21 protein-coding genes are annotated in these 22,697 nt (G+C 43.3%); 3 read left to right on the top strand and 18 right to left on the bottom strand.

Annotated elements, in window-relative coordinates; translation table 11 throughout:
* Positions 1 to 21: 21 nt before the first annotated feature.
* The 12 genes from rsmH to MHH50_RS23640 form a co-directional block, all read right to left on the bottom strand.
* Entirely contained in the window at positions 22 to 975 is a 954-nt protein-coding gene (rsmH, locus tag MHH50_RS23585) for a 16S rRNA (cytosine(1402)-N(4))-methyltransferase RsmH (RefSeq protein WP_036683671.1), read from the bottom strand.
* Between the two features lie 36 nt (positions 976 to 1,011).
* Positions 1,012 to 1,449: a division/cell wall cluster transcriptional repressor MraZ gene (gene mraZ, locus MHH50_RS23590; protein WP_036683674.1), complete on the bottom strand. Its 438-nt coding sequence runs from the start codon at positions 1,447 to 1,449 to the stop codon at positions 1,012 to 1,014.
* 262 nt (positions 1,450 to 1,711) lie between these two features.
* Positions 1,712 to 2,983 (bottom strand): adenosylhomocysteinase, encoded by a 1,272-nt coding sequence (locus tag MHH50_RS23595; protein ID WP_340034635.1) that lies wholly within the window; start codon positions 2,981 to 2,983, stop codon positions 1,712 to 1,714.
* Positions 2,984 to 3,150: 167 nt separating this feature from the next.
* Positions 3,151 to 4,782 (bottom strand): bacillithiol biosynthesis cysteine-adding enzyme BshC, encoded by a 1,632-nt coding sequence (gene bshC, locus MHH50_RS23600; RefSeq protein ID WP_076129044.1) that lies wholly within the window; start codon positions 4,780 to 4,782, stop codon positions 3,151 to 3,153.
* 230 nt (positions 4,783 to 5,012) lie between these two features.
* Positions 5,013 to 5,933 (bottom strand): ATP-binding cassette domain-containing protein, encoded by a 921-nt coding sequence (locus MHH50_RS23605; RefSeq protein ID WP_036683682.1) that lies wholly within the window; start codon positions 5,931 to 5,933, stop codon positions 5,013 to 5,015.
* Positions 5,930 to 6,925 carry an ABC transporter ATP-binding protein gene (locus tag MHH50_RS23610; protein WP_036683686.1) on the bottom strand — a complete coding sequence of 332 codons (996 nt, stop codon included), beginning with the start codon at positions 6,923 to 6,925 and terminating at the stop codon, positions 5,930 to 5,932. The genes MHH50_RS23605 and MHH50_RS23610 overlap by 4 nt, the downstream gene beginning before the upstream one ends.
* An 11-nt stretch (positions 6,926 to 6,936) precedes the next feature.
* Positions 6,937 to 7,872, bottom strand: coding sequence for an ABC transporter permease (locus MHH50_RS23615; protein WP_036683689.1), 936 nt, complete (start codon positions 7,870 to 7,872; stop codon positions 6,937 to 6,939).
* Between the two features lie 3 nt (positions 7,873 to 7,875).
* Entirely contained in the window at positions 7,876 to 8,808 is a 933-nt protein-coding gene (locus MHH50_RS23620) for an ABC transporter permease (protein ID WP_036683691.1), read from the bottom strand.
* Between the two features lie 221 nt (positions 8,809 to 9,029).
* Positions 9,030 to 10,739, bottom strand: coding sequence for a peptide ABC transporter substrate-binding protein (locus MHH50_RS23625; RefSeq protein ID WP_076129042.1), 1,710 nt, complete (start codon positions 10,737 to 10,739; stop codon positions 9,030 to 9,032).
* Positions 10,740 to 10,889: 150 nt separating this feature from the next.
* Positions 10,890 to 11,276 (bottom strand): DUF3397 domain-containing protein, encoded by a 387-nt coding sequence (locus tag MHH50_RS23630; protein WP_076129040.1) that lies wholly within the window; start codon positions 11,274 to 11,276, stop codon positions 10,890 to 10,892.
* Positions 11,277 to 11,297: 21 nt separating this feature from the next.
* Complete coding sequence (locus MHH50_RS23635) at positions 11,298 to 12,260, bottom strand: 2-dehydropantoate 2-reductase (protein WP_076278782.1); 963 nt, start codon at positions 12,258 to 12,260, stop codon at positions 11,298 to 11,300.
* Between the two features lie 107 nt (positions 12,261 to 12,367).
* The gene (locus MHH50_RS23640) at positions 12,368 to 13,018 is read right to left on the bottom strand and encodes an RsfA family transcriptional regulator (RefSeq protein ID WP_036683702.1); all 651 of its coding nucleotides are present in this window, start codon (positions 13,016 to 13,018) and stop codon (positions 12,368 to 12,370) included.
* 345 nt (positions 13,019 to 13,363) lie between these two features.
* On the opposite strand from MHH50_RS23640, the gene MHH50_RS23645 reads away from it, so the two are divergent.
* Positions 13,364 to 13,600, top strand: a complete 237-nt coding sequence (locus tag MHH50_RS23645; protein WP_036683705.1) for a DUF2626 family protein — start codon at positions 13,364 to 13,366, stop codon at positions 13,598 to 13,600.
* Positions 13,601 to 13,767: 167 nt separating this feature from the next.
* Positions 13,768 to 14,868 (top strand): hypothetical protein, encoded by a 1,101-nt coding sequence (locus MHH50_RS23650; RefSeq protein WP_076185283.1) that lies wholly within the window; start codon positions 13,768 to 13,770, stop codon positions 14,866 to 14,868.
* Here the strand turns inward: MHH50_RS23650 and MHH50_RS23655 are convergent.
* Both MHH50_RS23655 and MHH50_RS23660 read right to left on the bottom strand, forming a co-directional pair.
* On the bottom strand, positions 14,860 to 16,086 hold the full coding sequence (locus MHH50_RS23655) for an extracellular solute-binding protein (protein WP_076192073.1): 1,227 nt from the start codon (positions 16,084 to 16,086) through the stop codon (positions 14,860 to 14,862). The genes MHH50_RS23650 and MHH50_RS23655 overlap by 9 nt on opposite strands.
* A gap of 380 nt (positions 16,087 to 16,466) precedes the next feature.
* Entirely contained in the window at positions 16,467 to 17,798 is a 1,332-nt protein-coding gene (locus tag MHH50_RS23660) for a PhoH family protein (RefSeq protein ID WP_036683710.1), read from the bottom strand.
* A gap of 107 nt (positions 17,799 to 17,905) precedes the next feature.
* Here MHH50_RS23660 and MHH50_RS23665 point away from each other — a divergent pair, with 107 nt between their 5' ends.
* The gene (locus tag MHH50_RS23665) at positions 17,906 to 18,481 is read left to right on the top strand and encodes a YhcN/YlaJ family sporulation lipoprotein (RefSeq protein ID WP_340033518.1); all 576 of its coding nucleotides are present in this window, start codon (positions 17,906 to 17,908) and stop codon (positions 18,479 to 18,481) included.
* A 55-nt stretch (positions 18,482 to 18,536) separates the two neighbouring features.
* Here MHH50_RS23665 and MHH50_RS23670 read toward each other — a convergent pair whose 3' ends face one another.
* The 4 genes from MHH50_RS23670 to typA all read right to left on the bottom strand — a co-directional run bounded on the left by MHH50_RS23670 (position 18,537) and on the right by typA (position 22,541).
* On the bottom strand, positions 18,537 to 18,989 hold the full coding sequence (locus MHH50_RS23670; RefSeq protein ID WP_076129033.1) for a pyridoxamine 5'-phosphate oxidase family protein: 453 nt from the start codon (positions 18,987 to 18,989) through the stop codon (positions 18,537 to 18,539).
* A 101-nt stretch (positions 18,990 to 19,090) separates the two neighbouring features.
* The gene (locus MHH50_RS23675) at positions 19,091 to 20,191 is read right to left on the bottom strand and encodes an LCP family protein (RefSeq protein ID WP_076129031.1); all 1,101 of its coding nucleotides are present in this window, start codon (positions 20,189 to 20,191) and stop codon (positions 19,091 to 19,093) included.
* An 82-nt stretch (positions 20,192 to 20,273) separates the two neighbouring features.
* The gene (locus MHH50_RS23680) at positions 20,274 to 20,570 is read right to left on the bottom strand and encodes a YlaH-like family protein (protein ID WP_076179286.1); all 297 of its coding nucleotides are present in this window, start codon (positions 20,568 to 20,570) and stop codon (positions 20,274 to 20,276) included.
* A 129-nt stretch (positions 20,571 to 20,699) separates the two neighbouring features.
* Complete coding sequence (typA, locus tag MHH50_RS23685) at positions 20,700 to 22,541, bottom strand: translational GTPase TypA (protein WP_076129029.1); 1,842 nt, start codon at positions 22,539 to 22,541, stop codon at positions 20,700 to 20,702.
* Positions 22,542 to 22,697 lie beyond the last annotated feature (156 nt).

Below are 22,697 nucleotides of genomic sequence, written 5' to 3' on the forward strand. Positions count from 1 at the left end.
CTGACTCTCCTTTATCGTCAATTACAATTTTTCTGCAATGCGCAGCTTAGCTGAGCGGGCTCGGGTATTAAGCTCAAGCTCTTCTTCAGAAGGCACAAGCGGTTTACGATTGATTAACTTAAGCGTGCCTTTCGCGCCGCATACGCAAAACGGAAAGTCAGGCGGGCATGTACATCTGCTTAAATAGCTGCTAAAAATTTGCTTGCAAATTCGGTCTTCGAGCGAATGAAAGGTGATGACGGATACTCTGCCTCCTGGTGCAAGGCAACGTACTGCACTATGTAGCCCTTCTTCAAAAGCACCCAATTCGTCATTCACAGCAATCCTTAATCCTTGAAAGCTACGTTTAGCGGGATGCCCGCCTGTTCTTCGAGCAGCTGCCGGGATACCTTCCTTGATCAGTTCTGCTAATTCTCCTGTTGTCTCAATAGGAGCTTCTTCTCTTCTGTCTACAATTTTTCTAGCGATTCTCCGCGAGAATTTCTCTTCTCCATATTGGAAAAGAACACGGGCAATCTCCTGCTCGGACCATGTATTCACAATTTCAGCAGCCGTCAAAAGTGCTGACTGATCCATGCGCATGTCCAGCGGAGCATCATGATTGTAACTAAAGCCTCGTTCCCCTTCGTCAAACTGGGGAGAGGATACGCCAAGATCAAAGAGCACTCCATCTACTTGGGGAATACCATCTGTTTGTGGCACAAAGGGCACATCCTTAAGTACACTCTCCAGATCACGGAAGTTAGTCTTAATAGTCACAACCTTGTCTCCGTATTCCGCTAATCTTTCTTTGGCGTTCTCCAAAGCCCAATCATCTTGATCCAAACAGATTAAACGGCCTTCGCCGCTAAGCTTGGAAGCGATAAGTGAGCTGTGTCCCGCTCCACCGAGAGTGCAATCTACATAGATTCCGTCTTTTTTGATGTGCAGCCCTTCTGTCGCTTCTTCCTTAAGCACCGTGATGTGGTGAAACAAGCTGCATCCCTCCAGGACAGTATTCGTTATTGTGTTTTATAGATCAAAATTGAAATCCACCAATTTCTCAGCGATTTCGTTGAACGATTCCTCTGACTGTTCGAAGTACTGTTCCCAAAGCTCTTTGTTCCAGATTTCCACCCGGTTCGAAACGCCCAGAATGACACAGTCTTTGTCCAGTTTGGCATACTGCCGTAAATTGGCCGGCAGATTTACCCTTCCCTGCTTATCCCAAACACATTCAGTTGCACCTGAGAAAAAAAAGCGGCTAAATGCGCGGGCATCTGATTTCATCAGCGAAAGGCTTTTAAGCTTTTGTTCCATGATTGCCCATTCTTCCATGGGATAAACAAACAGGCAGGAGTCTAGGCCGCGGGTCGTCACGAAGGAGGTTCCGAGCAATTCACGGAGTTTAGCCGGAATAATGATTCGGCCTTTGTCGTCAATGCTGTGTTGATACTCTCCCATGAACATCCTTTTTCCCACCCCTAATCCCCGAATCCCCACTTTACCCCACTTTTCACCACTTAAGCATAATAGATTCGCCATTAAAAATCAAAAACCTTTTTCTGGCCAAGGAAATTTTTCCTAAATCAGATAGCTCGTTTCCCGTAAAACATTTCTCCACAGAAAAAAGCCATACAATCGGAATCTTGTCCGTTGCATGGCTTTGTTAAAAAGTTGCTTCAGTTCAAGGTACACTGGTTAATACACTTTATTGTTATGCGTTCAGTTATTAATCGTTCAAATTCCAGCTGTCCAAATAATCGACTTGTGCCGGAGTGAGGCTATCGATGTTAATGCCCAGACTTTCCAACTTATAACGTGCTACTTGCTCATCCAGCTCATAAGGAACATTTTCAACTTTTACGCCAATGCTCTTATAATTATCATTTACATATTTCAGCGACAGTGCCTGGAGTGCAAAGGTTGTATCCATAATTTCAGCAGGGTGACCATCAGCAGCACCCAGATTTACAAGTCTGCCTTCAGCAAGCAGATATAATTTACGTCCGTCACGAAGCTGGTACTCTTCGATATTTTTGCGAACGGTACGTTGGGATACGGATCTTTCCGACAGCTCAGGCTTATTCACTTCAACGTCGAAATGGCCCGCGTTGCACATGATTGCTCCATCCTTCATCACATCATAATGTTCACCGCGAATTACATAACGGTTACCAGTTACTGTAACGAAGAAATCACCAACCTTAGCTGCTTCCAGCATTGGCATTACTTCAAAACCGTCCATATGTGCTTCAACGGCTTTAATCGCATCAACTTCTGTGACAACCACTTTTGCTCCAAGTCCTTTGGCGCGCATGGCAACACCTTTACCACACCAGCCGTAACCGACAACAACTACTGTTTTGCCCGCTACGATAAGGTTGGTTGTGCGAATAATTCCATCCCATGCCGATTGGCCAGTGCCATAACGGTTATCAAACAAATATTTGCAGTAGGCATCATTAACCGCGACCATTGGGAACTTCAATACGCCTTGCTTATGCAGAGCTTTTAGACGAATAATCCCGGTAGTTGTTTCTTCAGCACCCCCGCGAATATTCTCCATCAGATCAGGACGCTCCGAATGCAGCAATGTAGCAAAATCCCCACCGTCATCAATAATCAAGTCCGGTTTGCTCTCCAGTGCTTTGATATTAAGGGCTTTAAATTCTTCAGGAGACGGATTGTATTTAGCAAATACTGTGATTCCATCCTCCACAAGCGCTGCACATACATCATCCTGTGTAGAAAGTGGATTCGAACCTGTAATGGTTACATCTGCACCACCAGCTTTGACAACCTTCGCCAAATAAGCAGTTTTAGCTTCCAAATGCAATGTGATCGATACTTTCAGACCTTTAAATGGCTGTTCTGCTTCAAACTGCTCACGAATACGGTTCAGTACCGGCATATGCTGGCGAACCCAGTCGATTTTCAAATGCCCTTCGGGTGCGAGTGACATATCAGCCACGATACTATTTTGTTTAGATGAACTCATTATGAAACCTCCTAAAAGTTTTATGGAGCTATACTTCTATGATCCACTTCGCAATAAAACTTGCTCCGTAAGCATACGCTTTGTTTTGTGAGCGTTACTACATTGAATCTGCTTCGTACAAAACTCACTTCGTAAGCAAAAGCTTAGTTTTGTGGAAAGCGATACTTCCATTACATATAAATGATGCGATGTGTTCCACTGTAATCCGGTTCAACCGTCATTAACTCATCCAGCCAAGCAAGTCCGTACCGGTTCAAGTAATACATGATATTGTACACTCTTTCCTGCAGTTTACCCAGTGGCATTAACGACAGCTCGATTCGCTCCCATTGCCGGATTGCAGCTTCGTTCTGTTTTGCCATTGCATCTTGGGCTTTCGCCTGTAAAAAAGTAATTTGATCTAGAATCTTCTCTTTATTGTTATTCCCCAGCTTAAGCAGACCGGCCTGAACCGTTCCAAGCTGCTCAATAAGCGGTTCGTACATGGCGGCGAATGAGGTCTTGGTTTCTTCAAAACGACGTTCAATCCCCAGCTCATCCTGTGCGGCCAGCCATTCATGTCTTTTATGATCCAGTCCTTGTCTTACATCCTCAAAGCTAAGTTGATATTTATCCATATGCTTGTGCAGCGTACCTTCTACGACAGTAAAAGACATTCTAGGGATAATTAACGGCATTTCTCCCCCAATGGTCTCAAACGCACGACGCGGAATGGCCCAGTAAGCAATCTCACCTTGACCCAGCACCGTTGCCAGAACAGGCAACACATAATCCTGCATAAGTGGACGTGTCAGCACATTATTGCTAAAGCGTTCCGGATGTGCCTGCACCTCCTCAAGTAATTCATCACGGGAAAAGGATACCTGACCCTTGCGATCCGTAAAGATTCCGTCCTTCTTGTGAAGCAGAAGCCGTGTACCTTCATGAATATAAAAGAGGTTGGCATTGCCAGCTGTAACATCAGCCTGAAGCTCATATCCGGCGCCCACAATATCAGAAGCAGAATTCATATACGCTGTTTCCAGTGCATCATTCTGCATAATTAGCGAAGTGAAAAATGGCTGTTCTAACTTACGTAAGTTGGGATCAGCAGAATCAAGCAGAATTAGACCAAATTTACCAAATAATGAACCCATCAGCTTGGCAAATGCATCTGTCATACTATCTGCTCTAAAAGAAGAAGTGCGAATGAATTCCATAATCTGCGGCTTAAAGTCGCTTTCCTGAAGCAGACCGTCTAACTGTTCCACTACCTGCTGCCAGCTTTCCTCTTCTACACGAATATCACTTACTGAGGAGCGTTTCTCTTCTGACTTTTCTATCTTAATCTTAGTAATCTCCTGCGTACGATTCAGTACATACGTATGATTCACTTCATCCCAGTCATGATCTTCACCTGCAATCCAGAATAAAGGAACTACCGGTCGGCCGAGTTGTTCAGCTGCTTCTTTTGCCGCCATAATAGTAGTTGCAGCTTTATATACCACTAACAGGGGTCCAGTAAATAGTCCGCTTTGCTGCCCACCTGTCACCACTAATGTCCCCGGCTGCTCTAAAAGAGCCAGCGAAGCCATCACCGCATCATGCGAGTTATGCTTTTCATTATATTGACGTAGACACTCAGCAATCTGAGTCCGGTCGGCACGAAGGCTTTCTCTGCCGTCTAGCCACTCTGCCCTTCTACTTCTACTTTCTTTATTGCGGAAATCCCCACCGTACAAATGACTAACCTTTTCAAAATGATCTATATAGTCGCGCGAGAGTGCAGATCCACCCTTGAGCGGTTCCGTTACAATATTCATTTGCTAGTGCCTCCAGTTCTACTAAGCAGTTATATGTAAATCCAAGTTCGTAAAAACTCTCTATGATTGTATCCAAAGTCAGGAGCCGCGTCAAAGTAAAACATGTCTTGATATCAGCAACACAGGTACAGCCAACTGTTCAATTATACTATAAATTCATTAAATAATATCCTAAATACATACAAGAGGCGAGAGCATAATGCTCCCGCCTTTGAAAACCTAAGTATAAATTATGCGAATTTTTTGCTGACAAAGTGGCCTTTAGATACTTCTACTAATTCAAAGTCACTGTCATTGGTCTTATCGTTAGCAGAATAAATAGGGCTGCCAAGCTCATCATGCAAGTGAATACGTTTTTTGTTGACTTCAATTTCCGGATCCGGAACTGGAATAGCCGACAATAGGGATTTAGTATAAGGGTGGATAGGATTTGCATACAGCTCTTCACTTTCCGCCAACTCAACCATTTTACCCAAGTACATAACTGCTACGCGATCACTGATATGTTTAACCATGGACAGATCATGCGCGATGAAAAGATAAGTCAATCCAAGACGATCTTGCAATTCTTTAAGCAAGTTAACGACCTGAGCTTGAATGGATACGTCAAGTGCGGAAATCGGCTCATCACAAACGATGAACTTAGGATTAACCGCTAACGAACGGGCAATCCCGATACGTTGACGTTGTCCACCGGAGAATTCATGCGGATAACGGGTTGCATGGTCATGGTTAAGACCAACCATATCCAGCAGTTCTTCAATCCGTTTCTTACGTTCTGCACGGCTGCCAGCCATTCCGTGAATGTCCAGTGCCTCGCCGATGATATCAGAAACCGTAAACCGCGGGTTAAGCGATGCGTACGGATCTTGGAAAATCATTTGCATGTCACGGCGCATAGCCTTCATTTGATTTCCAGGCAATTTATAAATGTCTGTACCATTATATTTCACACTTCCAGCAGTAGGCTCATACAAGCGAAGAATCGTACGTCCAGCAGTAGTCTTACCACAACCGGACTCACCTACCATCCCAAGTGTCTCGCCCTCACGGATCGTGAAGTTAATATTATCAACAGCCTTAAGAACCTTACCTTTACCTACATTAAAATATTTCTTAAGACCTTCTACCTCTATTAGGTTCTTACTCAAGAGTACTGCACCTCCTTGGCCATCGAATGCAGATTCCAGCAACGCGCCATATGCGTTTCGCTGAATTCTGTGGCGCCGGGATCGATTTGTTCGCACACATGCATCGCTTCATTACAACGAGCAGTGAACGGACAGCCGATCGGCGGCTTGATCAGATCTGGCGGTGTGCCGATGATCGGAATAAGCGGCTCGCCTTTCTTTTGGTCCAGACGCGGCATTGAGCGCAGCAGACCTTTGGTGTATGGATGTTGTGGATTTTTAAAGATTTCCCATCTTGTTCCGGTCTCCACAACCTCACCTGCATACATTACAATCACCCGATCACACATGCCAGCAACTACGCCCAGATCATGTGTAATCAGAATAATGGAGGTACCTAGTTTTTGCTGCATCTCTCTCATAACTTCCATGATCTGCGCCTGAATGGTTACATCTAGAGCTGTTGTAGGCTCATCTGCTATCAGCAAAGCCGGACGGCAAGCTAACGCGATTGCGATCATTACACGCTGGCGCATACCGCCTGAGAATTCGTGGGGATATTGGTTAAAGCGAGCCTCCGCATTTTTGATGCCTACTAATTTCAACATCTCCATACCTTGCTTTTTCGCTTCGGCCGCTGACATTTTCTGATGTTTAATCAAAACTTCAGTGATCTGTTTGCCCACTTTGATGGTTGGGTTCAGAGAAGTCATCGGGTCTTGAAAAATCATGCCAATATCTTTACCGCGAATAGATTCCATTTCTTTCATGCTTTTGTCTAGCAGATTCTGTCCTTGAAAAATAATCTCTCCCTTTTTCACTTTAGAAGGTGGGGAAGGGATCAAACGCATAATCGATTGAGCAGTTACACTCTTACCGCTGCCGGACTCGCCGACGATGGCAACCGTTTCGCCTTTGCCAATTTCAAAATTCATACCACGGACAGCTTGTACTTCTCCGCCCTTAACAAAAAAGGAAATATGCAAATCTTTGACTTGTAAAATAGGTTCCATCCATATTCCTCCTATTTCTTCAGCTTAGGATCAAGCGCGTCACGAAGACCATCACCGAAAATGTTGAAAGAAAGCATTGTTAAGCTGATTAGGATCGCAGGGAACAAGAAGCGCCATGGATAGTACAACCAGCCGGTGAGTGAGTCATTGATCATCGATCCAAGTGAAGCAACAGGAGCTTGTACACCAAGACCCAAGAAGCTTAGGAAGGCCTCAGCAAAGATAGCATTTGGTACAGACAGTGTAATGGTTACGATAATCGGACCAACCGCATTCGGCAGAAGGTGCTTGAACAACAGTCTCGCAGAACCAGCACCCATGGAACGGGACGCCAATACGAATTCACGATTCTTGAGCTGCATAATTTCTCCACGCACAATCCACGACATCGTAATCCAGCCTGTAATGGTTAGAGCTAGGATGATTGTTCCAAGACTTGGCTCAAGAACGACCAAGAGCAAGATTACAACCAGCAAATAAGGAATAGAATACAAAATTTCAGAGAATTTATTCATAATATTATCTACACGGCCGCCGAAGAAGCCCATAATGCCTCCGTAGATAACACCGATGAACAAGTCGATGGCTGCCGCAGCAAGACCAACGATCAAGGAAATCCGTGCACCGTACCAAGTACGAACAAAGATATCACGACCAAGATCATCCGTTCCAAACCAGTGATCGGAGGAAGGGGGCTTATTGGTGCTCATCAAATCATTAGAATAATAGTTATATTTCGAGATAAAAGGTGCAAAAATCGCTGCAAGTACAATCAAACCCAGGATACCGAGCGCAGTCATCGCCATTTTATTTTGACGCAACCGTTGCCAAGAGTCTTTCCAAGCAGAGAGACTCTCACGCTGGATAACTTCGGCTTCTTTTTCATCTACACCGACTTTTTGAAAATCTTCCGGTTTTAGATTTAGCAAGTTATTTTCAGTAGCCACTATTTAGCCCTCCTTTCCTCCACTTAATTTCATACGTGGGTCAATTAATACATAAGCAATATCCGTAATAAAGCGGGCAACCATGAGTAATACACCATAGAAAATGGTTATCCCCATAATAACGGTATAGTCACGGACACCAATCGCTTCCACGAACTGTTTACCAATACCCCCAACACCAAAGATCTGCTCGATAACAACCGAACCAGTTACGATGTTAGCTGTCATTGGACCCATATAAGTAACAACAGGTAGAATTCCGTTACGAAGTACATGGCGGCTCAGAATAGCCATCCAGCTCAATCCCTTTGCTTTAGCCGTTTTGATATAATCCGCATTCAAAACTTCAAGCATACTTGAACGGGTCAAGCGGGCGATAAAGGCGATCGGCTGTGCCGAGAGCGCGGCCACGGGTAAGAAATAATAGATTGGCCCTTTAAAACCTGAAACCGGTACCCAACCCAGTTTGAAAGCAAATACATACTGCAGTAATGACGCGACTACAAAGCTCGGAACCGCAATCCCCAGAACTGCCAGCACCATAGCTGCGCTGTCAATAAACTTTCTGTGATAGAGTGCCGCCAACATGCCGAGAAATACTCCGACAATAACCGCCACAACGATTGCGACGAGTCCCAGCTTCAGCGACGCTGAAAAGGTTTGACTGATCAAATGTGATACATCTTGATTTAGGCGTTTCATTGAGACACCTAGGTCACCTTGGATAATATCACCTAAATACTTAAAATACTGATGAGAGAGCGGCTTGTCCAGACCATATTGTTCCATCAGACGTGCTTTAATTTCTGGCGGTACCTTCTTTTCAGAAGTAAACGGATCCCCCGGAATAGCTTTCATCAAGAAAAAGGTAGCTGAAATCAATACAAATAGAGAAACCAACATATAGAAAAACTTATTTGCGACATAACGAACCATCCCCATCACACCTCCTCCGACAATTTTTGATACACATAATAATGATTTTATGAAAAAAACGGATTTTTGTCTATTTTCTATATATGTTATTAATAACATTAATTAACAAATAGACAGGAATACAAAAAAAAGGGATATATATGGAATTCCACATATATATCCCGAAGTATTCTGCAACTTCAGTCAACTAACTATTCTGTTGTAATTACTAAAGCAATATCTTAGTGCTCAAGCAAGTATCCGCGAGTCAAGTCAATTGCACCACTAAAGTCAAGAGTAACACCTTTAAGGTACTCTTTAGTCAGGGAGTTGTTAGTGTAGTAGTACAAAGGAATCAGAACCATATCTTGCTCAATGAGCAATTTCTCAGCTGCAGCAAACTTTTCTTGACGTACTGCCAAGTCAGTGCTTGTTTTAGCTTCGCTGATCAATTTGTCATACTCAGGGTTAGCGTAACCAGTATCATTGTTACCGCCACCTGTTACCCACATATCAAGGAAAGTCATTGGATCATTGTAATCCGCAGTCCAACCAGCACGAGCAACTTGGTAGTTCAGGTTTTGACGGTTTTCAATAAATACAGCCCACTCTTGGTTAACGGTTTGTACGTCGATACCAAGATTGTTTTTCCACATATCAGCAATCGCCAAAGCGATTTTCTTGTGACCTTCACTTGTGTTGTAAGTCAGGGAGAATGTAGGCAGTTTATCCATACCTTCTTCTTTCAGACCTTCAGCAAGCAATGTTTTAGCTTGTTCTAGATCTTCAGTGAAGTAGCTATCTTTAACTGCTGTACGGTATTCACCATCAGCACCAGCGATACCCGGAGGTACATAACCGTAGGCTGGGAATTGTCCACCTTGTACTACATTGTCAATCAAAGCTTGACGGTTAATGGACATTGCAAGAGCCTTACGGATTTTAGCGTTTGTGAAAGGTTTTTCAGTGATATTGAATTCGTAGTAGTATACGGAAGCAATACCTTTACGGCTGAATTCGTTAGGAAGTTCTTTTTGCACGATTGGAATTTGTTCTGATGGAATTTCACCAGTTGGTCCACCGGCACGATCGTATTCACCGTTCTTGTAGCTGAGCAGCTCAGTTGCACCGCTGTTTACAAGGGAGAAGTCGATTTTGTTAAGTTTAATGGAATCTTTATCCCAATATTTATCGTTTTTAGTTACAACAAGTGTTTGACCTGTAGTCCACTCTGTAAGAGTGAAAGCACCGTTAACGATCATAGTATCTTTGCTTGTTGCCCATTTAGGATTACTCTCAATGGATTTGTGTACAGGGTAATAAGTGTAGAAGGAAAGCAATCCAAGGAAGTAAGGAGTTGGGGCTTCAAGAGTAACTTCAAGAGTTTTCTCATCAACCGCTTTGACACCTACTTGACTGAAATCGGTAATTTCCTTGTTGTAGAACTTTTGAGCATTTTTGATGTAGTACAATTGATAAGCGTAAGGTGCAGCGGATGCAGCAGCAGGATCGAGCACGCGTTTCCAAGCGCGAACGAAGTCTTCTGTTGTTACAGGATCGCCATTACTCCATTGTGAATCACGGAGTTTGAAAGTATATACCAGACCGTCAGCGGAAACTTCCCAGCTTTCAGCAACACCTGGTTCAGCTTGACCAGATTCAGCATTCATGCGAGTCAGACCTTCGTACATTGTTGTCAGGACAGTGTGAGCTTGGCTATCTTGAGCCAATCCTGGGTCAAATGTTGGAGGCTCAGAACTAAGGTTAATTCTCAATGTTTGGTCAGCAGCCAATTTTTCTTCTGTAGCTGCATTACCAGTTGCCGTGTTACCAGTGTTAGCATTGTTACCTTTATTGCCGCTGTTTGCATTGTTTCCGCCGCAGCCAGCAAGCACTGTGCCGATAACAAGTACTAATGCAATCATTAGCAATAGACTTTTACTCTTCTTCATCTAGCAGTTCCCCCTAAATAGAATGTGGTATATGGTTTATGATTATACAACCAGTGGTCAAAAAAATCTAGTGCAATGTTTTCAGAAAATATTTTTTTTTTAAAACTTTAAACTTTTGTGACGTTGACGCTTCACCGAAGCAGTGGAACGTTACATCGCTTGTGATATGTAGGTAATTAGCCCAACAAACATAAATAATAAATATCCGAAGCTCATAAAAAAGAACGAAAGTCTCCAAACTGCCCGAAATAACCGCTTCCCATCTACCTTTCCTTTCATCCGATTTTGAGCTCCGCCAATCAGTCCAGCGGATATTAATACAATAATTAGTATAAGGTAAAACCCAAAACCGGAATTAAAGATGTTATTAAACAATGCGGAGACCGACAATAATAAAAAAAATGTGGTCACGTCCATAGCGAGCATAAAAGTTTTCTTTTTATCTTTTTTTAAGCCCTTTCCAATGAAAAAAACAATCAAAAACGGCACAATCGGAATAACGCTTAAAGTAATAACCGAATCCATCAGCAGTCCCATAGCTTCACCTCTCCCCAGAGATCATACCCCAATACCTTCTACTAATTGGCAGAGCCAGCGATTTAATGGTGCCGACACTCCAGATCGTTCTGCCATTTCTACAAGACTTCCGTTGATCCAACGAATTTCTGTGGTTCTTGAAGCAAGTACATCTGCCAGCATAGATGAAATATTGCCAGACGTTAACCGGCACACCTGAAGGATGTTATCCCAAGCATCCTTATCATAAGTAATTTCACAGAAATCATACACCATTATTGCTTCTTCAAAAACTTCCTTCATTAATTGGAGGCGTTGCTCTGAAGACAACAGCTCCCCATTTGGAATACGCCAAATCGCCGTGAGTGGATTTATAACGGCATTGATCAAGAGCTTCCGGTAAATCATGGTATCCACTTCATTCGACAAAAAGGCTGCGAATCCTGCCATTATGAGAACTTCTATTAAATTATTCGCTTTTAAATCATTATGTATGCTATGAGCTTGTCCATCCCCTAAGCTCCATTTTCCTATCCACACCTCCCCTGCTCCTGCATGAATGACTTCAGTTAATGATTTGCGCTTCGCAGCCTCCGTAGTCACAGCTACATATAAATTGGCGTTTGGCAACATGCCTCCTAACATCTCCATATGTCCTGTACCATTCTGAAAACAAATCATATGTACTTGCTCTTCCTTAAGTAGGGATAGAAATTCAGGCAAATCATTATGTAGAGTATTCTGTTTAACCGTCACCACGATCCAATCACTCGGCTCTTCTAGATAAGCACCAGCGAACTCCCCTATTGGCGCGGATACAAACTGATCTTCCGAAATTGTTATCGGCTCGCGTTCATCCTCGTAGGTAACCGTTAAGCCATCACGCCCTAATCGTTGGCATTGTTCTATCCCTCGGCACCACAGTCTCACATCATTCCCGGCTTGGATCAGTCTCCCTGCCAGCAGCAGCCCGAGTGAACCTGCACCAATTATATCAATTTTCATATAACCCTCCTGCTGATCTTAAGCACAATTTTTCTAAGTATACCAAAAACCCCGCAAGTGGTGCTTAAAAAGCAGACCACTTGCGGGATTGTTAGTTAACCTATCGTTTATTCAATGCGTTCTAAATTTCCGTTACCATCCATTTTGAAACGAGTCTTCATTTCTTCTTCTTCTTCATTTAAGAAAGCAAGCCTGCGAGCACGATCCATAATCTGAATTAAAGCTTTGTAATCATCGTTGACTACCCGGTAGTCGCTTTGAGCAAGATTAACCTCTTTAGACAACCGCTCATTCTCAGATCGTAATTCTGTTAATTCATCTTCCTTCTCGCGCAGGTCTCTTTCCAGCATTTTCAGCTGACGTCCTGCTTCCTGGATCGTACCCTTCCATTGTCTTAAGAAACGAATGACCGCATCAATGGATAATGTGTTTTCACTTAATCCCTCACCGCGCCCAAATTCCTCATCGACATCACCCAGAATCAGACCAGCTACTTGCGCTCCTCTTACTGACGGCTGCTTTTTCAGGTAGCTACGCTTTTGACGTTGCCCTTTAGCAATACCGATTGCACCTTCATAACTTTTCCGAACACAACTGTTCCAGCGGAATCCGCAAGCGGCCGAAGTTCTGCCGATTTTTTCACCCACCTCTTCAAAAGCGGCAAGCTGTGTGCTGCCCTCCCGAATGTGTCGCAAAGTTACTTCTGCCAATATTAGATCATCTTCTGCACTCCAAGCGTCCTGTCTAACGGCTGTCATAAAGCCAAACCTCCTAACAACGTCATGAAATAACCATCTCCATAACCGGCAGTTCTGCCGGGTAGTGAATAGGGATAAAAGCTGCTTACTCCATTTCTATGCTTCTCATAGAGTTCATAGAATCTATTTGATACTAATTTGTATTTCCATTATCTGCGTACATCATACGCATAAAACTATAAATTCTCTTTTTTAAAGCACTAATCACTCAGGTCAATTATAAAAATCACATTTTTTGAAGATTAGTGCATTTTTTTCAATGAATTCGTTTACACATAATTATGTTGAGGGTATAATAAATCGAAGGAATATTCGTGAGATACATACTGGAAGGGGGACTCTCTCTTGGACCGCATGTTTCGGGTATTAGGTTTTTTCACATTAGCTATTGGATTGATGGCTTTCGCCGGAGGTCTAACAGAAATGGCCTTGCTTTTCTTTTTACAAACTGCATTTTTCGTAATACTTGGCTATATGAAATTTACTGAAAAAACTTATGTTCTTCTCTTCTGGGCATACATGATTCTGACTTTCACCGGATTTAGTTATTGGACGATCTTTCAAATGGGTCTTCCACTATAAATTGCAGTACTCTTTTGGAGCGGATGAGGTCCTTATCTTATAAGGATCACTTCCGTTTTTTTGTTTGTATGCTATTTTAGAAGGGTTAAACATATTATTAGTACATACATATATCATTTCAAAAAAAAGGTGGTGGTGTGGTGCGCTCCCGCAATTTACAAAGCCGCATGATTGCAACCATACTAATTCTCTTCTGCTGTACTTTGTTTCCGTTACAACCTGTGAAGTACTTGTCTGCCGATCCTAGCGGTGATTTTTTCAATTCTGCTATACCAGATAATGAAGAAACCCGTAAACTACTTGAACAGACCTTGTCTTCTGCAGAAATTGAACGTGAAATCATCAAGATTACAGCCGAACAAAAAGCACTTGAACAAAAGGTAGAAAGCCTGAACAGACAAGCTACCCAGAAAAAAACAGCCATTGCGGACCAACAGGAACGGGCAGGTGCAGTTGTGCGTTCTTATTATATGGGGGATAGAGATAATCTTCTGGCCGCGTTTTTTTCAGCAAAAAGTATCAGCAGATTCCTGGCTCTGTTCGATTATTATGAGATTATTATTGGAAATGACCGCGATATTCTCTCACAATATGAAGAACAATATAAGGATTTGAAGGATACCCTTCAGACTGCGAAGCGAAACTCGGAAGAGCTCGCCCGATTGCGTACGGCTCTGGAGGAACAGCAAGTTCGGGTAAACGCGCTCAACAAGGATATTGAGGGTGGGATTAAAAATAGCAGCGATCCTGAAAATATGAGTACTCTACTTAAAGAATTCACATTATATTGGGAGAATATCGGCCTGCACGAGGTAAAAACTTATTTCAAGGCGTTATCCTCCGCAATGAATAAACTACCACAGTTTGTTCAGAATCGAGAGGGTGTACTGACCCGAAAAGGAATGACTTATGAGCTAAACCTGAAGGAAGAGGATCTGAATGAATTTTTGCAATCGCAGAATTCGCTGTTTAAAGACTTCGCCTTTCATTTCAATGACGGATCGATTACTGCCACTGGAAAAAGCGGAGCGCTAGCCCTTTCACTGACCGGTCACTATACCATTCAGGAAGAACCGATCAACGGCCTTATATTCCAAGTCGATCATATTGTATTTAACGGTCTTGAATTGCCTGACACAACAAGAAAAACGTTGGAAGAAGAATTTGACTTAGGCTTTTATCCAGGCAAAATAGTATCTTTCCTTCGTGCCACGGCAGTAGATAGCCAAGAGGGCGTCTTGCATGTTAAGCTTTCCATTTCATTTTAGGCCTTCTTTTAGAAATTCTTTGTAGCCTTCCGCATCTATCTGCCCTGTTAATAGTAACGATACAGCTTCAACAACCTTACTCCAGCCGCCCTGTGAATCATCCTCCGGGGCGGTTTCTTCTGTCAGCAATAGCTCAACATCGAAAGGAAGCTTGTATTTAAAAGCATGCTCTGAACGATAAAGAACATCAAGCGCCGGCAAGCTCCCCGTATTCTCCAACCAATCCAGCTGAGCATCCTCTGAGGTGATAAAGGTCAGCCAATTCACAGCTTCCTTTGGACTTTGAGATTGAGCTGGAAGGGCAAAAGATCGACTGTAACAGGATTCAAACCCACCCCCATTATTAGCAGTCAGGGCCGGTACAGCAGCAAGGGATGAATTTCCATGCTTCTGCCACTCGGATAACGGTAATGAAGCAACGGCGACACTACCTCCTTGTAGCATATCCCAGACATCTTTATTGTAGCGGCTGGTGAGATAAAAATAACTGCGGGCGTTCTGAATCCAATTCAACACCTCTTGGTTATCTGCTAACAAGCTGCTATTCATGCTCTCCATTACCGCTGACAATCCATAAGGATTGCGGGTATCCATCGCAAGTAAATATTTCCCTTGCTCTTTTAGCACATTCTGAAGCAGGATATTCCACTCTTCGAGGCTTTTGGGTAATGCATTAAAACCCAGCTCCGCCAGCCGTTGTGGGGAATAAACAAGCACGTAAGGATCTATATCTAACGGGACTCCCCAATTATATCCATTCCACTGCATCCAGGGGATCAACTGTGTTAACGGTGCACTCCCCGGAACGCTCTGATACACATCCATCGGCAATAAATATCCACGTGTGGCCCAGTCCAGAATGCTTCGTCCATCTGCCATGACTATATCCGGGCTGTCCCCGATCGTTAAATCATGCTTCAATACCTCATCGGCATCCTCCATATCCACATTGCTTAAAATAACCTTTACTCCACTTTCTAAGGTATAACGGTTGCTAAGGAGCTCCAGTTCACTAAATTCTTCGCTATTTAACGATACTCTTATGTGTAAGCTATCTATAGTTCCCTCATCTCCGGAAGAGGGATGGGTCGACTGACTTTGTGGTCTTTTCATAGGACGTGGATCGTTACTGGTACTCAATTCCATACTGGGCGACAGGCTTGTCAGCGATAGTAGTAAAATTGCAAAAAGCAGCCAATAATTTTTGCGTTTCAGCACGATTTCCCACCTTCCCTTTTGATTGGTCTCCCCTATTTTACCAAACCCTCCGGTACTTGTCTTTAGTTTGTGAAACCGTTCTCTTTCTATTATATGGGTGAAACGCCAGAGGCATTAAAAATAGGAAGGTAATCTGACCGCCATTACAAGAAAGCTTTGGACTTCCGATCGCTGTTATCCTCAGATTTCCTGAACTAATTACCGCATCATGCGGTTAAAATCCGAGGATAAAGGCGAACGCTTCGCTTCTACAGTTCCAAACTTTCTTTCCATGGCTCTAATCACCACAACCAACTTTAAATTCCTCTGCCGTTTCCGGGCGGGCAGGAAAAAGCCGGGAGTGTTTGCTTCTCCCGGCTGAAAATAGGATTGATGAACGGTTAGAGTAGATCCGCGGCCAATTGCGCCAAGCGGGAACGCTCACCTTTTTCCAAAGTAATATGTCCGCTAATCCCTTGCTGTTTAAACTTCTCGACGATATAGCTCAGTCCGTTGCTCGCAGCATCCAGATATGGATGATCGATTTGCTCTGGATCGCCCATTAGAATGACTTTACTTCCTTCTCCCGCTCTGGAGACAATGGTCTTCACCTCATGGCGGGAAAGGTTCTGCGCCTCATCAATAATAATGAACTGCGATGGGATTGAACGGCCGCGAATATAGGTTAAGGCTTCTACCTGTATACTTCCTAACCCCATTAAGATTTTATCGATATCGCCAGCTTTTTTGGTATCGAACAGGAATTCCAGATTATCATAAATAGGCTGCATCCAGGGTCTAAGCTTCTCATCCTTCTCACCGGGCAAATACCCAATGTCTTTACCCATAGGAACGACCGGACGGGCGATAAGCAATTTTTTGTATTTATGTTCATCCTCCACTTTGAATAGTCCGGCTGCAAGCGCCAATAACGTCTTCCCTGTCCCAGCCTTACCCGTGATCGTTACGAGTGGGATTTCATCATTTAGCAGCAGCTCCAGTGCCATTCGTTGTTGAGCATTACGGGCGCTAATCCCCCAAACCGAATCATTGCCCAGATAGAGTGGCTCCAGACGTGTGGCATCACTATTCACTTTGAGAAGAGCTGATTTGCCAGTGCCAATCTCATCCTTGAGAATCACAAATTCATGAGGGTACAACGGATACGACAACGCAAGCTGTTTTACCGTCAGAGAGCGGTGACTGTAATATTCATCAATCAATGCGGGATGAACCTGCAGAGATTGGTAACCAGTGTATAGTTCATTTAAGTCTCCAGTACGATCTGACAAATAATCCTCTGGCGTAATTCCAAGTACATCCGCTTTAATACGAACCAGTACATCCTTGCTCACAAGCACAACGGGACGCGGATCGGGCTTCTCATTCTCTTCATTCAAATAATTGAGAGCAACAGCCAAAATCCGATTGTCGTTAGACACCTCACCAAACATTTCCTGTACCTTCACAAAACTGCGATGGTTAAGTTCTACCTTCAGCTTGCCTCCATGCTCCAGTTCCACACCACTATGCAAATGACCTAGTTCCCGGAGTCCATCAAGCAATCGGGATACTGTACGGGCATTCCGACCGATTTCGTCAGCATTGCGCTTCTTGGAGTCGATTTCTTCCAGCACAACAGCCGGAATAACCACCTCATGCTCCTTGAAAGAGAAAATTGAATTGGGGTCGTGCAAAAGCACGTTGGTATCTAGCACAAATATCTTGTTCATATTATCCCCTCCACAGCGCCTGGTTTGATTGATCATACATAACTCTTTCCGCCAAGGGAAAAGATATGGTACAGAAACGATTCTTTGGCTGAAAGGAGTAATCACATATGAGAAAATCAATATGTCTGTTGCTGGTACTGCTGCTACTGACAAGCTGCGGTATCGCTAATAAAAAGACATCACCCTCTCCTCAGAATAAACAATCTGCGAATGCTGTAAAGGGTACGGGGAACCATGAGGTTCGGCAATTGTCCAATGATGGTGCGACTAATCCTAAAGCCACCTCAAAAGCTGGACAAGCCGTCAATGTTAATGGAGAAAGTGAAATTGCACTTAAGGATCATTTTGAACAGTTGGCCAAAAGAGTTCCCGGTGTAAATGGCGCACACTGTGTAGTCATGAACAAAGTTGCCATTGTTGGTCTTGATGTAGAAGGTTCTCTGGGCCGTTCACGTGTAGGAAGCATCAAATATTCTGTAGCGGAAGCCATCCGCAAAGACCCAAGAAGTGTACGGGCGCTTGTCACTGCGGATATGGATCTCTCCAGCAGATTAGCGGAAATGAGCCACCATATCTCCAAGGGACATCCGATATCCGGATTCTCATCCGAGCTGGCCGATATTATCGGACGAATCATGCCACAGCTGCCAGAGGATACCAAGCCGCAAAAAAATGCACAGTAGAGATTAAGAACAAAAGATGTTCTTTGAGTTCAAAAAAAGCCCAGTGATATTTTCACTAGGCTTTTTTCATGGCAGCAAATACTTGTCCGTCCAACTTCTCAGCGGCACGTCCATCATAAACTTTCGCATATCTTGGGGCGGAGTCCAGCTGCGCGCCGTAAAAAAGCGCGTTGCGGACCGCTTGAATTTCAACATCAAAACAGCACATCTTAAAAGGAACATCTTCTAGCGGGTCCTGCCTTACAGCAGCACTACCGTTAATGGCATAGACAGTTCCTTCACCAAACACAGTTATAGTTATTAATGGATTAACCTTCATATTATTCACAAGTCTTGAACGATGATCAATAGCCAAACGCACAGTACTAGGACTAACAGCATAAAGCCACGAAATAGCTGTGGATGTAGGACCGCCTGTCTCCGCATCAACTGTGTTTAGAAGAACAAAGGTTTCCGATTGCAGCATCGATAGCAAAGTTTCATTCAGCTGAGCAACGGCTTCGGACATAAGTACTGGCCCCCTATGCGACGTTAATTCATTCGATTTATTATATTATAGCACAGGCTGAAACTTGCATTCAATTTTAGCTATGGAAGATATTAAGGTCCTCAAGGCGTCTCAGCAGCTGTCGAATCAGCTCCAGTGGAAATTCCTGCAATTCGATCCTGCAAGCTTTTCTTAGCGGCCTCAAACTCCTCATCATTAATATATACATATGGACTTCGCCACGTTCCAGTAACCGGCTTGAATTCGATATTCTCTTTGGAAATCTTCCAATACGTCGCAATCATATCTTTGATTTGCGAATTTTCGATATCTGTCTTCATGTTACTGTCCACTGCATCAAGCACCTTGCCGATTTTTAATACGCCACCAAGCGATTGCATCTGATCCACCAGACTGTTCAGAACTTCGTTCTGGCGTTTGTTGCGATCAAAATCATCTGATGCGTTGGTCTTAGGCTTGCAATTGGATTTACGATACCGCACATAGTCCAGTGCATTTTTTCCATCCAGCTCTGCCGGACCCTTTTTCAGATTGATATTCGTGCCATCCACAGTGTCTGTATAACACATATTTTCACTAATATTTACTTCGACTCCCCCAAGCTCGTCCACTACATCACGGAAGCCCTGAAAATCAAGAATCGTTGTATAATCTACATCAATATCCAAATACTTACCCATCATCGTCTTCATCTCATCTTCAGCCAGTAGACCAGAGGATTTCTCCTTACCCTTGAAGCGAGCATAAAATTCATTGATTTTCGTCTTCTTATAGCCGCTTAGCTCCACATAGGTATCACGAGGAAGCGAAACAATAGTCGCTGATTTAGTCTTAGGATTAAGTGCTGCAACCATGATCACGTCAGTCAAATAAGACTCGTGTTTAGGTCTGTTATCCGTTCCCAGTATAAGCATCGTCAGTGGTTTTTCTGAAGCGGAATGCCCTGGAGCAACCGTACCCTCAACCCCTGCATTAAATACGCCATGCTCAAGCTTCCAATACAGATAACCGCCATAACCCAGCACGCCGAGGATCGCAATAATTAGCAAAGTTAACAATACTCTAACTAATCTGCCAAAAAAACCTCTCTTTTTCACTTTCTTTTTCGTTTTTTTCTTAGAAGCACCCTTCACAGGCTGTTTTCTATTAGTAGGTTGTTGCCCGTTTGCTCTTGGAGGTAAACCGCTGTTTCTTGTACTCATAATAGAATAAAGTCCTTTTCATTTCATTTAGAATTAGAATTGCTACATTAATTAGACGATCCTTAAGGTACAAAAGTTGCGATTACGACCTCTTCGCTGCTGCCGCAGCCTTTCTCTTCTGTCGAGCTTCTACTATATAACGTATCCGTACCATCAGCATTAATCCGACAGCAACCAACAGACACTGGATAATCGGAAGCTTATCATGTTGGAAAATGAGGAGCATGCCAGAGCCAACCGCCATCATTATGTAGAGCATGATTTCCTTGCCAATCGATAACTTTTGATTCACACGAAAGACTTGATTATAAACAAAAGTAAGCAATATAAAGATAACAATATAAGCGACGATTGGATGCTCAGCGAACCACACCTGCATAGATAACCGCACTCCTCCCAAATTTAAGATACGTTTACATTATATCATCAGTAGGGGAATTTTTTGTTTCTTATATTAAAAAAAGCCGCCGGATGCAATAATCCGGCGGTCTTATTCATAAGCATGTGTTTACGCGTTGGCTTGTGCTGTTTTACGTTGTTTCTCTACACGTTCGCGTTCGCCTTTGTTCAGAATCTTTTTACGCAAACGAATGGATTTAGGTGTAATTTCACAATATTCATCATCGTTCAGATATTCAAGTGCGCCTTCCAAAGAGAAGGTGCGTGGTGTCTTCATTTTTACAGTATCATCTTTGCCTGAGGTACGCATGTTGGTAAGTGCTTTTTCCTTACAGATGTTAACGATAATATCGTTATCACGGGTATGCTCGCCTACGATCATACCTTCATAAATTTCTGTACCTGCATCCAAGAAGAGAATACCACGATCCTCAACACCCACGATTCCGTATTGAGTTGTTGATCCAGTCTCACTTGCTACAAGCACACCTTGATGACGTCCGCCAACTTGACCAGCAACCAGTGGAGCGTAGCTGTCAAAAGCATGGTTCATAACGCCGTAACCGCGTGTCAAAGTCAAGAAGTAAGTGTTGTAACCAATCAATCCACGTGCAGGAATCAGGAATTCCAGACGTACTTGACCCGTACCGTTGTTAATCATATTGACCATTTCGGCTTTACGAGTACCCAGACTCTCCATAACAGAACCCATGCTCTCTTCTGGAATATCAATCATTAGACGCTCAAGCGGCTCCATTTTGACACCGTCGATTTCTTTAATGATTACTTGTGGTTTAGAAACTTGCATTTCATAACCTTCACGACGCATATTCTCGATCAGAATACCAAGGTGAAGCTCACCACGTCCAGAAACGATAAATGCATCAGGACTATCAGTTTCTTCCACACGCAAACTCACGTCTGTTTCAAGTTCTTTAAATAGACGCTCACGTAGTTTACGGGAAGTTACCCATTTACCTTCTTTACCAGCAAAAGGACTGTTATTCACTAGGAATGTCATTTGCATGGTTGGCTCGTCAATCTTCAGAACCGGAAGTGCTTCAGGGTTTGCAGGATCAGCAATGGTCTCACCAATGTTGATGTCCTTGATCCCTGCAATAGCAACGATATCCCCTGCGCCCGCTTGCTCTGTTTCAATACGTTTCAAACCTTGGAAGCCGAACAATTTCTCGATACGTGCAGTTTTGCTCTTACCATCACGCATAATAACTGTTACAGATTGACCTTGTTTGATCACACCGCGGTTAACACGTCCAATCGCAATACGACCCAAGTATTCGTTATAATCCATCAACGTTACGAGGAATTGAAGCGGTTCTTCAACACTTTCGGTTGGAGCTGGAATATGTTCAACAATGGTTTCGTAGAGCGAAAGCATCGTTTCATCTTGTTTCTCAGGAACCATGCTTGATGTACCATTAAGAGCAGATGCATAAACAACAGGGAATTCCAATTGTTCGTCATTTGCTTCAAGTTCGATGAACAAATCGAGCACTTCATCAATAACTTCCTTAGGACGAGCAGCTGGACGGTCAATCTTGTTCACGACAACGATCGGTGTAAGTTTTTGTTCCAATGCTTTACGCAGAACGAATTTCGTTTGCGGCATGCAGCCTTCATAAGCATCAACAACCAGCAATACACCGTCAACCATTTTCATGATCCGTTCTACTTCGCCACCAAAGTCAGCATGTCCAGGTGTATCCACAATGTTGATCAAAAACTCTTTATAAGTAATTGCTGTATTTTTAGCTAGGATTGTAATTCCACGTTCCCGTTCGATATCATTAGAGTCCATAGCACGTTCTTGCAAGTGCTCATGGGCGCTGAAGATCCCCGATTGTTGAAGGAGCTGATCGACGAGTGTTGTTTTGCCATGGTCAACGTGGGCAATGATCGCAATGTTGCGAATATCTTTTCTTGAATGCATGATTTGTATCCAAATCCTCTCATTTATCAAATTAAAACTGTTAAAATTCATAGCATGTCACGGCAGTCTCACAAAAGAAGCGCCAGGCAGAAAGCCGACGCTTCAACATAACATTAATATTATAGTGAAAGTACCATGAAAAGCAAGTCTTTTTAT

Source organism: Paenibacillus sp. FSL H3-0302, from assembly GCF_037982245.1.
GTDB classification, from domain to species: domain Bacteria; phylum Bacillota; class Bacilli; order Paenibacillales; family Paenibacillaceae; genus Paenibacillus_AQ; species Paenibacillus_AQ odorifer.

What these genes read in the sequence shown, in the direction of transcription:
- mraZ (WP_036683674.1), bottom strand. Translation starts at nt 1,449, where the DNA reads ATGTTCATGGGAGAGTATCAACACAGCATTGACGACAAAGGCCGAATC.
- bshC (WP_076129044.1), bottom strand. Translation starts at nt 4,782, where the DNA reads ATGAATATTGTAACGGAACCGCTCAAGGGTGGATCTGCACTCTCGCGC.
- MHH50_RS23610 (WP_036683686.1), bottom strand. Translation starts at nt 6,925, where the DNA reads ATGGAACCTATTTTACAAGTCAAAGATTTGCATATTTCCTTTTTTGTT.
- MHH50_RS23620 (WP_036683691.1), bottom strand. Translation starts at nt 8,808, where the DNA reads ATGGTTCGTTATGTCGCAAATAAGTTTTTCTATATGTTGGTTTCTCTA.
- MHH50_RS23625 (WP_076129042.1), bottom strand. Translation starts at nt 10,739, where the DNA reads ATGAAGAAGAGTAAAAGTCTATTGCTAATGATTGCATTAGTACTTGTT.
- MHH50_RS23630 (WP_076129040.1), bottom strand. Translation starts at nt 11,276, where the DNA reads ATGGGACTGCTGATGGATTCGGTTATTACTTTAAGCGTTATTCCGATT.
- MHH50_RS23635 (WP_076278782.1), bottom strand. Translation starts at nt 12,260, where the DNA reads ATGAAAATTGATATAATTGGTGCAGGTTCACTCGGGCTGCTGCTGGCA.
- MHH50_RS23640 (WP_036683702.1), bottom strand. Translation starts at nt 13,018, where the DNA reads ATGACAGCCGTTAGACAGGACGCTTGGAGTGCAGAAGATGATCTAATA.
- MHH50_RS23650 (WP_076185283.1), top strand. Translation starts at nt 13,768, where the DNA reads ATGATTGCAACCATACTAATTCTCTTCTGCTGTACTTTGTTTCCGTTA.
- MHH50_RS23660 (WP_036683710.1), bottom strand. Translation starts at nt 17,798, where the DNA reads ATGAACAAGATATTTGTGCTAGATACCAACGTGCTTTTGCACGACCCC.
- MHH50_RS23665 (WP_340033518.1), top strand. Translation starts at nt 17,906, where the DNA reads ATGAGAAAATCAATATGTCTGTTGCTGGTACTGCTGCTACTGACAAGC.
- MHH50_RS23670 (WP_076129033.1), bottom strand. Translation starts at nt 18,989, where the DNA reads ATGTCCGAAGCCGTTGCTCAGCTGAATGAAACTTTGCTATCGATGCTG.
- MHH50_RS23675 (WP_076129031.1), bottom strand. Translation starts at nt 20,191, where the DNA reads ATGAGTACAAGAAACAGCGGTTTACCTCCAAGAGCAAACGGGCAACAA.
- MHH50_RS23680 (WP_076179286.1), bottom strand. Translation starts at nt 20,570, where the DNA reads ATGCAGGTGTGGTTCGCTGAGCATCCAATCGTCGCTTATATTGTTATC.
- typA (WP_076129029.1), bottom strand. Translation starts at nt 22,541, where the DNA reads ATGCATTCAAGAAAAGATATTCGCAACATTGCGATCATTGCCCACGTT.